Here is a 15,451-nt window from a genome sequence, read left to right as displayed (position 1 = left end):
AATTTCATAGGCACACCATTTATTAATTTTTTCTTTTAAAAATAAAGTTTATACGTTATAATATAGGCATGTACATACGACGAGTCACACGCAAAAACAAGGATGGAACAACCGTTGCTTATCTCCAGCTTGCTCACAATGAATGGGATCCAAAGGCCAAATATGCGAAAGCGAAGGTGATTTATTCGTTCGGGCGCGAAGACGAGGTGGATCGCGCCGTCCTGGAACGTCTGGCCAAAAGCATTTCGCGATTCCTTTCTCCTGAGCAGGCTTGGGAAGTCGAAAAGTTGACAGGAGAAGCTTCCGATGACTTTCAATTCCAGTCATGCAAACACCTCGGCGGTGTTTGGCTCTTGGATCAGCTCTGGAGACAACTGGGGTTGGGAGAGATTCTCCACTCCTTGTTTGCTTCCCGGCACCATCAGATCTCGTTGGAACGGCTGATTTTTGCCATGGTGGCCAATCGCGCCCTTCATCCGTCAAGCAAGTTGGCGATGGAGGAGTGGGTGGAGAAAGACGTGTATATCCCTCACCTTCCTCAAGTCGCCAGCCATCAGTTATATCGGGCGATGGATGAACTGCTGGCCGTGCAACCGGAATTGGAACGCCAAGTGTTCCATGCTGTGGCCGATTTATTGAATTTGGAAGTCGACTTGATTTACTTCGATACGACTTCGTCGTACTTCGAAGTGGATCCCTCTGAAACACCGGAAGGAGAATCGCTTCGAAAACAAGGATTCTCGAAAGACAAACGCCCAGACTTGGTTCAAATCGTCATGGGGCTGGCTGTCACCCGGGAAGGAATCCCGATTCGCGCTTGGGTATGGCCTGGCAATACCATGGACATGACGGTCATCAAACAGGTGAAACAAGACTTGATTGGCTGGAAGCTTGGACGTGTGATCAGCGTCATGGACCGCGGCTTTTCCTCTGAAGAGAATTTGCGAATCCTGCAACAGGCCGGAGGACACTACATTGTCGGCGAAAACATGCGATCTGGCAAAGCCGCCGTCGAAGAGGCCTTAAGCCGTCGCGGACGTTATCATGAAGTGGACGAGAATTTGCACATCAAAGAAATCATCGTGGGCGACGGAGAAGCGCGTCAGCGCTATGTTCTCGTGTACAATCCCAGCGAAGCCGAACGCCAACGCAAGGAGCGGGAAACGCTGCTCGAATCGCTGAAAGAAGAGTTGGAAGGGCTTCGACAACTCCCCGACGAAGCCCATCATAAGGCGACCTGCCGATTGCGTTCCCATCCGTCCTATGGAAAATACTTGCGCCAATTGAAGGATGGAACGCTTCGCATCGACAAGCAAGCGGTTCGTGACGCGGAAAAGTACGACGGCAAATATCTCATTCGAACATCCGACGATACCTTGTCTGCGGAAGATGTCGCCATCGGGTATAAGCAACTGGTGGATATCGAGCAGGCCTTTCGGACGTTGAAATCGACACTCGAGCTGCGTCCCATGTATCATCGCTTGGAAGACTGCATCCGGGCGCATGTGCTGCTCAGTTGGCTTGCTCTCTTGTTAGTTCGGATCGTGGAGATCCGAACTCATGAATCGTGGCCAAACGTAAGAGACGAATGTGAGCGTCTTATGCTTGGACATTTTTCTTCCAAAAACGGAGACCTTTATCAACGAACCGAACTGATGGCCAAACAAGCGCAACTCTTTGCGGCTCTAGGGCTGGAGCCTCCTCCGAAGATCCTAGGCATCCATCCTCGCGCCTAGATACACGCCCAAAGTGTGCCCAAATGTCTCTCGTCCCTTTTGCATCAAGGGGCGAGAGGCATTTTGTTTGCCTAGTGACTGTCGAACTCGGGAATGAGAATCATCGTTTTGTACCAGCCTTTTCGGTAAAATAATAATTAAAGTCATATTCATCAACGAGTACGATAGGGGAGGTCGATGATCATGGAAAAACCAATGACGGCAGAAGAAATCTTAGAAGCCATTCAAAACATGAGCAATGAGGAGCGATGGAAATTGCTTGATAAAATGTATGATTTGTATTATTCCAAAGAACATTTAATCAAAAAAGAAAAGCTTGAACGCTTATGGGAGGAGGATGATGAATGAGAGGAGAAATATGGGTATATATGGATGCGGAAAGTTCGAAAAGAAGGCCGGGGGTGATTGTTGCAGATGGGGGAACCATCGCTGATATTGATGTCACTCTTGCGAAGGTGACGAGTCAGGGGATTCGAAATATGTTTGATGTCCCCATCGAACATTGGAAGGAAGCGGGGCTTAGCAAGCCATCGGTTGTCCGTTGCTCAAAATTAAAAACGGTAAGCAGTGTAGAGTTGCTATTCAAAGTGGGTTCATTGCATCATGAGGATTTGCGGCGGGTGATGGATGCGGTCATCAAATATATTACCGCGGGGTGGTCAGAAAATTAAACATTTCAATTATGGTATGACTCGCCTTTGCATCCTCTAGAGGGCTGGTGATTTAGTGCATAAGACTGCTGATTTCGGCTAATTTTCAATTGGAAAAACCTTGTGAAGCCAGCTTTCTTTTCTGACGAAATGCCACTAATTTGCGCTGGGCGCCCATTTTTCACTGGCCTTCTAGAGTAATGGTGAAAAGATAGGAATCGAGGGTTGTTCCATGTTAACCGTCCACAATGTCAACAAACAATACCCCGGAAACCGTCAGGCGCTTCGAGGCGCATCGTTTGAGCTGCGCGAAGGGGAACGAGTGATTCTTCTCGGACCGAATGGAGCGGGAAAAACGACGCTCATCAAATGCATCGTCGGGCTGGTGGCGCCAGATGGCGGCAGCATCCACCTCAACGGCGTCGACGTGGTTTGCCGCTCCAGTTATGCGCGGCAATCCGTCGCCGTTGTGTTTGAGGAAGCGGATAACTCGTATTCTTACTTGACTGTTCGCGAAAATCTTCTGTATTTTGGCCTTCTCAATCGGTTGAGCATGGCGGAGGCGAAACAAAAAGCAGATAAATTGCTTGATCTGTTCGGGTTGTCTGAACACGCCCACCGCTTGACGCAAACGCTTTCGCGCGGGATGAAGCAAAAATTGGCGTTTTCCATCGCCCTTATGAAAGGGGCGCCGCTTCTGTTTCTCGATGAACCGACGTTGGGGCTTGATGTCGAGTCGCAACGCCAGATGAGGCATTTGCTTATGGAAAAGAGTGAATGGTGGAACACGGTGCTGATTACGACACACGACATTCCCTTCGCCCATGCCGTCGGAGAACGATTTTTGTTTATGAAAAATGGAGAAATCATTTGGGAAGGGACAAAAGACCGATTCGCCACACCGGATGATTTGGAAACCGCTTTTTTGTCCGCAATTGGCGTCGGTTCACGGGCCTAGAAGGCTGGTGATTGAAAAGAAAATGCCGTTGAATCACGCCGCTTCTCCAATTGAGAAAGTTTATACATGTCGCACTTCTCGCGACTCAAGAATCATCGGTTCAGGGGAAATGGTTATTTTTCCCCACCTTTCTAGAAAAGTGTGAGGCTTCCCTTTCGTGGAGAACCGGCGATTTGCTGGATGATGAGGGGGAGTGGTGATGTAACAAAAAAGCAGCCTAATCAATGGTTCAAACCTTATGAAACTTGTTCTTCGTTTCATTCTCAAGTCATTGATTTAAGAAAAACGGTTCGACTTCAGAGGTGTTTGTCATGTTCGTTTCGCAAGTTGTCGCCGCGTCATTTTTAAAAAAGCGAGCCGAATACCGCCGATATTGGTTTGATTTTACCGTTGGATTGGTCATCAAATTCATTTTTTTCCTTGGCACGTTGTACGCCAGCCCTGTGCAGACTGGCAAGGAAGCGGCCGTCCGCTTGTTTGGTTTCAGCCTTTGGTATTTAAGCGCTCATTTGATCTCTAAGCTCGGAAATACGGCTATTGAAGAAGCGTATTTAGGCACCGCAGAGCAAGTGTTGTCAACGAGAACACCGCCATGGCAGCTGTTGATCGGGGTGATCGTTTCGGAAATGTTGCTATCGCTCGTTTGGATCGTTCTCTTTTTCATTTGTGCCGCCGCGATGCTTGGATTTTCAGAAATTTGGAAAGGGGCGACGGCCATCATTGGTTATATTGCCGTATTTTGTGGAATCAGCCTCTTGGGAATGATCGGCATCGGTGTCTTGATTCTTGGGCTGTCGTTTCGTCTGAAACAAGTCGGAGCGGTGACGGAAGTGTTGCTTTATTATTTGCTGATGTTTTCAGGGTTTTTCCTTTCACCGAAACTGCTTCCAGCGGTCTTTCATGCGCTGAATTTCTTTTCCCCTCTCTCTTGGGCCGTGCAAGGGATGCGCACCGGTTGGCCGATGCTTGCGCCCGCCTTGTTTGTATCGTGCTTTTGGGTGGGGGTCGGCGCGGCGGTGCTTCGCTCGCAATGGAACTGGGCGAGAAAGGCCGGGAAGTTGGGAAGTTATGTGTAACAAGCGGTGTGAACGCATGGGGGAAACGTGATGGTCTGTTTCGTGACAATTTGGACGTGAAGAAACGGGAAAATGACGTGAATCCCTTTCGGAAGGGGAGAACGGTCGTTTTTCTCTGCGAAAAAAAGGATGCCTCATGTACGCTGAGGACATCCTTCTTTTTTGCCGCACCCGCCCGTCAGTCAATGCGGCACAGCTCGGGCGGGCAGCCTTCGCAGGCGATTTCGTCGCGCAAATATTGCAAGTCGTGGACGCAAATTTTTCCTTTTTGCACGGAGATGACGCCTTTTTTCCGCAAGTCGCCGAGCATGCGGTTGACGACTTCACGGGCGGTGCCGCAAAAGTTGGCGAGCTCTTGGTTCGTAAGAGGCACGTCGATCAAAATGCCGTCTTCCTGCATGACGCCGTAGCTGTTGCACAAACGGATGAGCGTCGAATAGAGCGCTCCTTTTTTGCCGTGCAAAATGAGGTCGCGGAATTTCGTCTGTGTTTTGCGGAAATGGAGGCTCATCCATTTCATAAACTCGATCGCCAGCGTCGGATGATTGGCGAGCTCTTGTTCGAGCATTTCGCGCGGAATGGCGGAAACAACGCTGTCTTCGAGCACTTTCGCCGTCAGCATGTAGCGGGCGCCAGGGCAAAACAGCGTCAGCTCGCCGATCAAATCGCCCTCGCTGCAAATGCGCAGCGCGAGCTCCCGTCCGTCCATGTCCATTTTGCTGATTTGGATTTTCCCCGATTGGATATAGTAAATGTCGTCTGCTTTTTCCCCTTCTTGAAACAAGTACGTTCCCTTCTCAAGGCGAAGATCGCGCCCAAGCGATGTAAGCCACTTCTGCCATTCACGAGATTCAATCTCGTTCATCCGATCACAACCTTACGTAAAATGTATCGCTATATAAAAGTGTACAGGAAAAAAGAGGGAAGTCAATATAAGGATAGTGGAAAGATTGAAAACTTGTTGAACATCGATGGAATCGTTTGTGAAAGTCTTTACATCCGGAGGGCATGAGGGCGGTTGAGCCAAGGATGCACTTTGGCTGTCGGGACAAATCGGTATTCGTTTCCCATAGGTTTAGGGAGGGACAAGAAAAAAATCCTCGAAAATTATTAAATATACATTTGATTTTATTTTTATACAGTATTATAATGAGAACTACATGAGGCATACGGGTGAGGGGGAACATGATGAACGTAGCCATTATCGGGGCGACGGGGTACAGCGGCGCGGAGTTGTTCCGCTTGTTGCACGGGCATCCGCATGTGAGCCGCTGCGACGTTTTCTCGTCGTCGCAGGACGGGGTTCATTTATCGGAAAGTTTCCCGCACGTCGGCTCGGTCGATGGTGCGGTGTTGCATAAACTTGAAATCGAGGCGCTTTCCCGTTACGATGCGGTCTTTTTCGCCACGCCGCCCGGGGTGTCCGGGGAGTGGGCGCCGGCGCTTATTGATCGGGGAGTGAAAGTGATCGATTTATCGGGCGATTTCCGTTTGAAAGACGGAGCGGTGTACGAACAATGGTACGGACGGCAGGCGGCGCCAGCGGAATATTTGCAAAAGGCGGTATACGGGCTGACCGAGTGGAATCGGGAGGCGGTGCGCGAGGCCGTGCTCCTATCCAACCCGGGCTGTTATCCGACGGCGACGCTGCTTGGCCTGGCGCCGCTTGTCAAAGAAGGATTGATTAAGGAAGACTCGATCATCGTTGACGCCAAGTCTGGCGTATCAGGCGCAGGACGAAAAGCAGGGCTCGGGACGCACTTTTCCGAAGTGAACGAAAACGTGAAAATTTATAAAGTAAATGTCCATCAGCACATCCCGGAAATTGAGCAAACGCTGCAAACGTGGAATGAAGCGATGGAGCCGATTACGTTCAGCACCCATTTGATTCCGATGACACGGGGCATTATGGCGACGATATATGCGAAGGCGAAACAGCCGCTTTCGCCAAACGACTTGGTAGATTTATATAAAACAAGTTATGAAGGTTCACCGTTTGTCCGCGTTCGCAAGGTCGGGCAATTTCCGGCGACGAAAGAAGTGTACGGCTCAAATTATTGCGACATCGGCCTCGCCTACGATGAACGGACGGGACGGGTGACGGTCGTGTCGGTGATCGACAACTTAATGAAAGGCGCTGCCGGGCAGGCGGTGCAAAACTTCAATTTGATGATGGGTTTGGATGAGGCCGAGGGCCTCCGCTTCCTGCCGATCTATCCGTGAGGGAAGGGGAACGAACGATGACAGCAACGAAACAAACGGCGCAAGTGACGGCGCTTGCCGATGGAACCATCGTCACACCGAAAGGATTTCAAGCGGCTGGGGTGCACGCCGGGCTGCGCTATTCGAAAAAAGATTTAGGGGTTATTCTATGCGACGTGCCAGCTTCGGCGGCGGCGGTGTATACGCAAAACCACTTCCAGGCGGCACCGCTCAAAGTGACGCAGGCGAGCCTCGCTGTAGAACAAAAATTGCAGGCGGTCATCGTCAACAGCGCATGCGCGAACGCCTGCACCGGCGAGCAGGGGCTTCGCGACGCCTATGAAATGCGCGAGCTGTGCGCGAAACAGTTTGGCCTGGCGCTGCACCATGTGGCCGTCGCTTCAACGGGCGTGATCGGGGAATATTTGCCGATGGAAAAAATTCGCGCGGGCATCGAAAAGCTCGTTCCAGGGGCGACGATGGCGGATGCTGAGGCGTTTCAAACGGCGATTTTAACGACGGATACGGTGATGAAGCGCGCCTGTTACCAAACGACCATCGACGGGAAAACGGTCACCGTCGGCGGGGCGGCGAAAGGATCGGGGATGATCCATCCGAACATGGCGACGATGCTCGCGTTCATTACGACCGATGCCAACATCTCTTCGGCGGTGCTGCATGATGCGCTCCGGTCGATTACCGATGTATCGTTCAACCAAATTACGGTCGACGGCGACACGTCGACGAACGATATGGTTGTCGTGATGGCGAGCGGCCTTGCTGGAAATGACGAGCTGACGCCGAATCATCCGGATTGGGAACACTTTTACGAGGCGCTGCGGAAAACGTGCGAAGACTTGGCGAAGCAAATCGCCAGAGACGGCGAGGGGGCGACGAAGCTCATTGAAGTGCGCGTGCGCGGCGCGAAAACGGACGATGAGGCGAAAAAAGTCGCGAAGCAAATCGTTGGCTCCAACTTAGTGAAAACGGCCGTTTACGGCGCGGATGCCAACTGGGGGCGGATCATCGGCGCGATCGGCTATGCGGACGCTGACGTTGATCCGGACAACGTTGATGTCGCGATCGGGCAGATTGTGATGCTGAAAGGAAGCGAGCCGCAGCCGTTCTCGGAAGAAGAAGCGACGGCGTATTTGCAACAAGAGACGGTCGTCATTGAGGTGGATTTGCACTTAGGCGATGGCTTCGGCGTCGCGTGGGGCTGCGACTTGACGTACGATTATGTGAAAATCAACGCCAGCTATCGGACGTAAGGGGAGAGAAAGATGGGGAAAACGGTCGTCATCAAATGCGGCGGCAGCGTGCTCGATGAGCTGTCTCCCGCCTTTTTTGCCAGCGTGAAAATGATGCGGGAACAAGGGATGGATGTCGTCATCGTCCACGGCGGCGGGCCGGAAATCGGGCAAATGTTGAAAAAACTGGCGGTGCCGAGCGAGTTTGTCAACGGTTTGCGGAAAACGACGAAAGAGGTGCTTGCCGTTGTGGAAATGGTGCTCTCCGGCAAAGTGAACAAACAGCTTGTGGCGATGCTCAGGCAGAACGGCTTGCCGGCGGTCGGCGTTTCCGGCGTGGACGGGGGGCTGCTTGAAGCTGAACCGATTGACTTTGCCAAACTTGGCTATGTCGGCCGTGTGAAAACGGTTCGCTCCCGTCTTTTGCGCACGCTGCTTGAGGCGGGCTACATTCCGGTCGTTTCGCCGCTTGGCATCGACCAAAGCGGGCAAACATACAACATTAACGCCGACACGGCGGCTGGGGCGGTCGCGGCCGCCATCGGCGCCAGCCAGCTCGCGTTTGTGACGAACGTGCCCGGCATTTTGCAAGACGGCGCGCTCGTGGCCGAGGCGACGGCGGAAACGATTGAACGACTGATCGAAGACGGCGTCATCACTGGCGGGATGATTCCGAAAGTGAAAGCGGCGCTGTCCGCCTTGTCCGATGCGCTGCCCGAGGTGATGATCGTCAGCGGCAAAACGCCGTTTTACCAGAACGGAACATGGCACGGGACAACGATTCGCAAAGAAGTGGGGGTATATTTATGAGCGCGCTGTTTCCGACATACAACCGTTGGAAGATCGCCGTCCAAGCGGCGGAAGGGACGGTTGTGACCGATGTAAATGGAAAACAATATCTCGACTTTGTCTCCGGCATTGCCGTCTGCAATCTCGGCCATCGCCATCCGCACGTCCAAAAGGCGATTGAAAAGCAGCTGAATCAATATTGGCACGTATCGAACTTGTTTACGATTCCCGTTCAAGAAGAGGTCGCGTCCTTGCTTGTCGCCCACAGCGCCGGCGACTGCGTCTTTTTCTGCAATAGCGGAGCCGAGGCGAACGAAGCGGCGCTGAAGCTGGCGCGCAAACATACCGGACGACACAAAGTGATCACGTTTTCCCAATCGTTTCACGGCCGGACGTTCGCGACCATGGCCGCGACCGGGCAGGAGAAAGTGCATAGCGGTTTTGGTCCGCTGCTTCCGGAATTCATTCACTTGCCGCTGAATGATGTCGACGCTCTCAAGCAGGCAATGAACGAAGAAGTGGCCGCGGTGATGCTTGAGGTCGTCCAAGGGGAAGGGGGCGTCCGCCCGGTTGACCCGGCGTTTTTGCAAATAGCGGCGGAGCTGTGTCAACAGCATGGGGCGCTTCTGATCATTGACGAAGTGCAAACCGGCATCGGCCGGACCGGAAAGCCGTTTGCTTACCAGCATTTCGGCGTGGAGCCCGACATCATCACCGTGGCGAAAGGACTTGGCAGCGGCATTCCGGTTGGTGCGATGATCGGCAAAGCGTTTTTGAAAGAGTCGTTTGGGCCTGGCGTGCACGGGTCGACGTTTGGCGGCAACCCGATCGCGATGGCCGCTGCCAAGGCGACGTTAGAAGTTGTGTTCGATTCGGTATTTTTGCAAGAAGTGCAGGAGAAAGGCAGCTATTTGCTTGAGCGCCTCAATGACGCGCTCGCCCCGCTTGACATCGTCAAGGACGTGCGCGGGCTCGGGCTGCTTGTCGGGATCGAGTGCCAAACGGACGTCGCACCGCTGTTGCCATTGATTCATGAAAACGGCTTGCTTGTCCTCTCGGCGGGGCCGAAGGTGATCCGCCTGCTGCCGCCGCTTGTGGTGACGAAAGCGGAAATCGATGAAGCGGTGGACATTTTAACAAACGTGTTGAACAACGCCAACGCCTCAGCCGTCTTGTAAACGGACGGCCGACGGCTTAATTTTTATTCCTGTTCATGCATAAAAATTCTTGAACGGTTATAAAAACTCAAACGATGAGGTGGCGCCAATGAAAGCGTACTTGCATGTGGCGAGCGGAAAAACGTTCAGCGGCGAACTCGCCGCTCCGCTTGAAGAAAAGGTGAGCGGGGAGATCGTTTTTTTCACTGGCATGACCGGTTATCAAGAAGTGTTGACCGACCCGTCGTATAAAAACCAAATCATCGTCTTTACGTACCCGCTGATCGGCAATTATGGCATTAACGAAGACGATTTTGAAAGCAAGCGGCCGCACGTCGAAGCGGTCGTCGTCTACGAAGCGAGCGGCACAGGATTTCATTACGGGGCGAAATACAGCTTGGCGGAATACTTGCAGCATTGGAACATTCCGCTTCTCACGCACGTGGACACGCGCGCCCTTGTGAAAGAAATCCGCACCGCTGGGACGATGATGGCGGAATTAAGTTTGTCGCCGATTCCAGCAGTTGCTGATGAGGAAGCGGCGTTTCCAGTGCGCGCGGTGTCAACGAAAACGATCGAAACATACGGCCATGGCGACCCGCATTTGGTGCTCATCGATTTTGGCTATAAAAAGTCGATTTTGCAGTCGCTCCTTGCACGCGGCTGCCGGGTGACGGTCGTGCCGCATGATACGGCGCCGGAAGCGATTGACGCGCTGAAACCGGACGGGCTTGTCCTCTCGAACGGCCCGGGCGATCCGAAACAGTTAAGCCATCAGCTTCCCGCTATCCGTCAGCTTATCGACCGGTATCCGACGCTTGCGATCTGCCTTGGCCATCAGCTTGTCGCCTTAGCGTACGGGGCGGATACGGAAAAACTCCGCTTCGGGCACCGCGGCGCCAATCAGCCGGTGTGGGACGCCGTGAAGCAAAAAGTGATGATGACATCGCAAAATCATAGTTACGTCGTCAAAGAGGAAAGCTTGGCGGGCAAGCCGTTTGACATCCGCTTCATCAACGTCAACGACGGCTCGGTCGAAGGCATCGTCCATCGCCATAAACCGATTTTGTCGGTGCAATATCACCCGGAGGCGCATCCGGGGCCGCAAGATACCGGCTATATTTTCGACGAATTTTTGCAAACCGTGTTCAAGGGAGAGAACGTGTATGCCTAAAGATTCTTCGCTTCAGTCGATTCTCCTGATCGGGTCGGGGCCGATTGTCATCGGCCAGGCCGCCGAGTTTGATTATTCCGGCACACAAGCGTGCATCGCCTTAAAGGAAGAAGGATATCGCGTCATTTTAGTGAACAACAATCCGGCGACGATCATGACCGATGAAGTTCATGCCGATGCCGTGTATTTTGAACCGCTCACCGTCGATGCGGTCGAAGCGATTATTGCCAAAGAACGCCCGGACGGGCTGCTCGCCACGTTCGGCGGCCAGACAGGGCTCAACTTGGCGTTTCAGCTGCATGAAGCCGGCGTGCTTGAAAAGTATGGGGTGAGACTGCTCGGAACACCGATTGAAGCGATCAAGCGCGGGGAAGACCGCGAAGCGTTCCGCGCGTTAATGCATGAGCTTGGCGAACCGGTGCCGGAGAGCGAAATTGTCACAAGCGTCGAGGAAGCGGTCGCGTTTGCCGAACAAATCGGTTTTCCGATCATTATTCGTCCCGCGTATACGCTCGGCGGGACGGGCGGCGGCATTGCCGAAAACATGGAGCAGTTTCTCGCGCTCGTGGAAAAAGGGCTGGCCGAAAGCCCGATCAGCCAATGTTTGATCGAACGGAGCGTCGCCGGGTTTAAAGAAATTGAATACGAAGTGATGCGCGACCAGTCGAATACGTGCATCACGGTTTGCAATATGGAAAACGTCGATCCAGTCGGCATCCATACGGGCGATTCGATCGTCGTCGCACCGTCGCAGACGTTGACCGATGAGGAGTACCAAATGCTCCGTTCGTCGGCGGTGAAGATCATTTCCGCATTAGGGATCATCGGCGGCTGCAACATTCAGTTCGCCCTTGACCCGAACAGCAAACAATATTACTTAATCGAAGTCAACCCGCGCGTCAGCCGCTCGTCAGCGCTCGCCTCGAAAGCGACCGGCTACCCAATCGCCCGCATTGCGGCGAAGCTGGCGGTCGGCTATACGCTCGCGGAACTCGTCAATCCGGTGACGAAAACGACGTACGCCAGCTTCGAGCCGGCCTTGGACTACGTCGTCGTCAAGTTTCCGCGCTTGCCGTTTGACAAGTTCCCGCACGCGGACCGGAAGCTCGGTACGCAAATGAAAGCGACCGGGGAAGTGATGGCGATCGATCGCAATATGGAGCGGGCGTTCCAAAAAGCGGTGCAGTCGCTCGAAGGAAAAAACAACGGACTGTTTTTGCCGGAGCTTTCGGCGAAAACGAATGACGAGCTGAAACAGCTGCTTGTCGACAAAGACGACCGCCGCTTTTTCGCCATTTTGGAACTGCTCCGCCGCGGGGTGGCGGTCGAAGCCATTCACGAATGGACGAAAATCGACCGCTTTTTCCTTGCTTCGTTCGAACGGCTCGTGGCGCTCGAAAAACAGGCGGCAGCCACCACGATCGATACGATCGATGAGCCGACGTTGCGCTTCTTGAAAGAAAAAGGGGCAAGCGACGCCTTTTTGGCCGAAACGTGGGGCGTGACGGAGCTTGATGTGCGCAACAAGCGGAAGGAACTTGGCATCGTGCCGTCATACAAAATGGTCGACACGTGCGCGGCCGAATTTCATTCGGAAACGGATTATTACTACTCGACCTATTTCGGCGAAGACGAGCGGAAGAAAGCGAGCGGCAAGGAGAAAGTGCTGATCATTGGAGCCGGACCCATTCGCATCGGCCAAGGCATTGAGTTTGACTACAGCTCCGTTCATAGCGTGTTCGCCTTGCAAAAAGAAGGCTATGAAACGGTGATGATCAACAACAATCCGGAAACCGTCAGCACGGACTTTGCCGTCGCCGACCGCCTTTACTTTGAGCCACTTACCTTAGAGAGCGTCTTGGATGTCATTGAAGCGGAACAAATCAAGCATGTCATCGTTCAGTTTGGCGGACAGACGGCGATCAATTTGGTCAAAGGACTCGAAGAAGCAGGTGTGCCGCTGTTGGGCGTCACGTACGATATGATTGACCAGCTTGAGGATCGCGATCGTTTTTACCAGTTGCTTGAGGAGCTTGACATCCCGCACGTACCGGGCTTGATGGCGAACAACGCCGAGGAGCTCGCCGCCAAAGCGGCCGAGATCGGCTGCCCGGTGCTGCTTCGCCCGTCGTATGTCATCGGCGGCCGCGGCATGTTTATCGTCCATAGCGAGGCGCAACTCGCCGCTTTGATTGAGCAAGGCGAGTTGACATATCCGATTTTGATCGATGCGTATTTGGACGGGAAAGAGGCGGAGGCCGACATCGCCACGGATGGGACGGACATTTTACTGCCGACGATTATCGAACATGTCGAAAAAGCCGGCGTCCACTCCGGCGACAGCTATGCTTGGCTGCCGGCGCAGACGCTCACAGACGAAGAAAAAGCGAAAATCATCGACTATGCGGGCCGGATTGCGAAAAAACTTGGCTTTAAAGGAATCATGAACATTCAATACGTCATTGCGGACGGCAATGTATACGTCCTTGAAGTGAACCCGCGCGCGAGCCGGACGGTGCCGATCGTCAGCAAAACAACCGGTGTGCCGCTTGCGCAAATTGCGACAAAGTTATTGCTTGGGAAATCACTCGTCGACATCGTTGACGAAAAAGCGCGCGGATTGGCGGTCATGCCGTACGCCGTGTTAAAGTATCCGGTCTTTTCGAGCCATAAGCTGCCGGGGGTTGACCCGATGGTTGGACCGGAGATGAAATCGACCGGTGAAGGCATCAGCATCGCCGCGACGAAGGAAGAAGCGGCGTACAAAGCGTTTTACGCGTACTTGCGAAAGAAAGCAAACGCCAATGAAATGTATGTGATTGGCGGCATCGATGAGACGCTGGCCGCGGAAATCGAAGCGAAACAGCTTGTGATCGTGTCAGATGTCCCGTTTGCCGATTGGGTGAAGCGCGACACGGCGCTCGCGGTGATCAACTTGGGCAAAGAGGAAGACGAGGCAAACAAACGAATGACTGCGTTGTCCCGACAATTGCTCGTCTTCACGGAACGAGAGACATTGAAGCTCTTTTTGCAGGCGCTCGATGTCGATCAGCTCGATGTGCAGCCGATCCACGGCTGGTTGGAAAAGAAAAAACAGGCAGAACAGGCGGTGATCGCATGAATGCAATCCTATCGTTAAAAGGGAGAGATTTTTTAACGCTGCTCGATTTTTCGACGGAAGAAATTATGGACTTGTTGGCGCTCGCAGCCGATTTAAAAGCGAAACAAAAAGCCGGCGTGCCGTATGCGCCGCTTTCTGGAAAAACGATGGCGATGATTTTTGAAAAGCCGTCGACGCGCACGCGCGTGTCGTTTGAAGTCGGCATGATCCAGCTCGGCGGCCAGGCGATGTATTTAAACGGCAACGATTTGCAGCTCGGCCGCGGCGAAACGATTGCGGATACGGCGCGCGTCTTGTCCCAATATGTCGATGTCATTATGATCCGGACGTTTGCCCATCAAAAAGTCGAGGAATTGGCCGAATATGCGTCCGTTCCGGTCATCAACGGCTTGACGGACGACGATCATCCGTGCCAAGCGCTGGCGGATTTGTTGACGATTTACGAAGTGAAGAAAACGTTCCAAGGCGTCAAACTCGCCTATGTCGGCGACGGCAACAACGTCGCCAACGCCTTGCTTGCGGCGGCGGCCAAGGTCGGGATGGATATCGCCATTGCCTGTCCGCCGGGCTATGAGCCGAAGGCGGAATACGTCGAGGCGGCGCGCCAGATCGGCGAGAAAACCGGAGCAACAGTTGTTGTGACGCACGACCCGCTTGAGGCAGCGGCGGGAGCCGATGCGATTTATACGGACGTATGGACGAGCATGGGCCAAGAAAGCGAAAGCGCCGAGCGGTTTCAAGTGTTCCAGCCGTACCAAGTGAATGAAGAGCTCGTCAAAGCGGCGAAGCCGGATTACCTCTTTTTGCATTGCCTGCCGGCCCATCGCGGCGAAGAAGTGACGGCCGGCGTCATGGACGGCCCGAACTCGGTCGTATTTGAGCAGGCTGGCAACCGGCTTCATGCCCAAAAAGCGATTTTAGTGTCGATCCTATAGGAAAAAGGAATTCCCGTTTCGGGAGTTCCTTTTTCGCTCTTCGCAAGGAAAAGGATTTCCATGAGGAAAAAACGTTTTTATTGTGAACGGCTTGACGCTCCGTGTGCGGCGGCCCCATCATTTCCCTTCTTATGAACAGCGGCGAAACCGGGAATGATAACAAATGCAATCGAAGCAAGGGGGATGAAACAAATGGGCCAACCGCGCCATTTCAAACCAGGGGATAAAGCGCCGAACAACGGCGTGTACATTGAAATCGGCGAAACGGGCGACAACGTAAAACACCCGAAAAAGCTGAAACTGAAAGCCGGCGATACGTTCCCGGAAACGTCGAACCATAATCGGCATTGGACGTATTTGCGTAAACCGTGAAGCACAACAAAAGCCATTCCAAGTATGGAGT

Annotated in this window: 14 protein-coding genes; 13 read left to right on the top strand and 1 reads right to left on the bottom strand. The window is 53.2% G+C overall.

Going from position 1 to position 15,451, the window contains the following annotated elements; genetic code table 11:
• Positions 1–68 precede the first annotated feature (68 nt).
• The 5 genes from B1A75_RS14470 (at position 69) to B1A75_RS14455 (ending at position 4,420) form a co-directional block, all read left to right on the top strand.
• A complete protein-coding gene (locus tag B1A75_RS14470; protein WP_079936409.1) occupies positions 69–1,736 on the top strand; it encodes an IS1634 family transposase in 1,668 nt (555 codons plus the stop codon).
• A 183-nt stretch (positions 1,737–1,919) separates the two neighbouring features.
• Positions 1,920–2,084 (top strand): hypothetical protein, encoded by a 165-nt coding sequence (locus B1A75_RS19970; protein ID WP_176202423.1) that lies wholly within the window; start codon positions 1,920–1,922, stop codon positions 2,082–2,084.
• Positions 2,081–2,407, top strand: a complete 327-nt coding sequence (locus B1A75_RS14465; RefSeq protein WP_079936408.1) for a type II toxin-antitoxin system PemK/MazF family toxin — start codon at positions 2,081–2,083, stop codon at positions 2,405–2,407. The genes B1A75_RS19970 and B1A75_RS14465 overlap by 4 nt, the downstream gene beginning before the upstream one ends.
• 211 nt (positions 2,408–2,618) lie before the next feature.
• A complete protein-coding gene (locus B1A75_RS14460) occupies positions 2,619–3,344 on the top strand; it encodes an ABC transporter ATP-binding protein (protein ID WP_079936407.1) in 726 nt (241 codons plus the stop codon).
• A gap of 311 nt (positions 3,345–3,655) precedes the next feature.
• Positions 3,656–4,420 (top strand): ABC transporter permease, encoded by a 765-nt coding sequence (locus tag B1A75_RS14455; protein ID WP_079936406.1) that lies wholly within the window; start codon positions 3,656–3,658, stop codon positions 4,418–4,420.
• A gap of 178 nt (positions 4,421–4,598) precedes the next feature.
• Here B1A75_RS14455 and B1A75_RS14450 read toward each other — a convergent pair whose 3' ends face one another.
• Positions 4,599–5,285, bottom strand: coding sequence for a Crp/Fnr family transcriptional regulator (locus tag B1A75_RS14450; RefSeq protein ID WP_079936405.1), 687 nt, complete (start codon positions 5,283–5,285; stop codon positions 4,599–4,601).
• Positions 5,286–5,608: 323 nt separating this feature from the next.
• Here B1A75_RS14450 and argC point away from each other — a divergent pair, with 323 nt between their 5' ends.
• The 8 genes from argC (at position 5,609) to B1A75_RS14410 (ending at position 15,420) form a co-directional block, all read left to right on the top strand.
• On the top strand, positions 5,609–6,643 hold the full coding sequence (argC, locus tag B1A75_RS14445; RefSeq protein WP_042379565.1) for an N-acetyl-gamma-glutamyl-phosphate reductase: 1,035 nt from the start codon (positions 5,609–5,611) through the stop codon (positions 6,641–6,643).
• Between the two features lie 17 nt (positions 6,644–6,660).
• Positions 6,661–7,893 carry a bifunctional ornithine acetyltransferase/N-acetylglutamate synthase gene (argJ, locus tag B1A75_RS14440; protein ID WP_074043904.1) on the top strand — a complete coding sequence of 411 codons (1,233 nt, stop codon included), beginning with the start codon at positions 6,661–6,663 and terminating at the stop codon, positions 7,891–7,893.
• A 12-nt stretch (positions 7,894–7,905) separates the two neighbouring features.
• Positions 7,906–8,682 carry an acetylglutamate kinase gene (argB, locus tag B1A75_RS14435; RefSeq protein WP_074043905.1) on the top strand — a complete coding sequence of 259 codons (777 nt, stop codon included), beginning with the start codon at positions 7,906–7,908 and terminating at the stop codon, positions 8,680–8,682.
• Complete coding sequence (locus tag B1A75_RS14430) at positions 8,679–9,839, top strand: acetylornithine transaminase (protein ID WP_079936404.1); 1,161 nt, start codon at positions 8,679–8,681, stop codon at positions 9,837–9,839. Before argB ends, B1A75_RS14430 begins: the two co-directional genes overlap by 4 nt.
• A gap of 88 nt (positions 9,840–9,927) precedes the next feature.
• On the top strand, positions 9,928–10,992 hold the full coding sequence (locus B1A75_RS14425) for a carbamoyl phosphate synthase small subunit (protein ID WP_042379575.1): 1,065 nt from the start codon (positions 9,928–9,930) through the stop codon (positions 10,990–10,992).
• The gene (locus B1A75_RS14420) at positions 10,985–14,113 is read left to right on the top strand and encodes a carbamoyl-phosphate synthase (glutamine-hydrolyzing) large subunit (RefSeq protein WP_079936403.1); all 3,129 of its coding nucleotides are present in this window, start codon (positions 10,985–10,987) and stop codon (positions 14,111–14,113) included. The genes B1A75_RS14425 and B1A75_RS14420 overlap by 8 nt, the downstream gene beginning before the upstream one ends.
• Positions 14,110–15,048 (top strand): ornithine carbamoyltransferase, encoded by a 939-nt coding sequence (gene argF, locus B1A75_RS14415; RefSeq protein ID WP_079936402.1) that lies wholly within the window; start codon positions 14,110–14,112, stop codon positions 15,046–15,048. The genes B1A75_RS14420 and argF overlap by 4 nt, the downstream gene beginning before the upstream one ends.
• 192 nt (positions 15,049–15,240) lie before the next feature.
• On the top strand, positions 15,241–15,420 hold the full coding sequence (locus tag B1A75_RS14410) for a YjzC family protein (RefSeq protein WP_011230299.1): 180 nt from the start codon (positions 15,241–15,243) through the stop codon (positions 15,418–15,420).
• Positions 15,421–15,451 lie beyond the last annotated feature (31 nt).

This window comes from Geobacillus sp. LEMMY01, assembly GCF_002042905.1.
Lineage (GTDB): Bacteria > Bacillota > Bacilli > Bacillales > Anoxybacillaceae > Geobacillus > Geobacillus proteiniphilus.
Note: the sequence above shows the minus strand (reverse complement) of the source record. Positions and strands in the feature narration are given on the sequence as shown.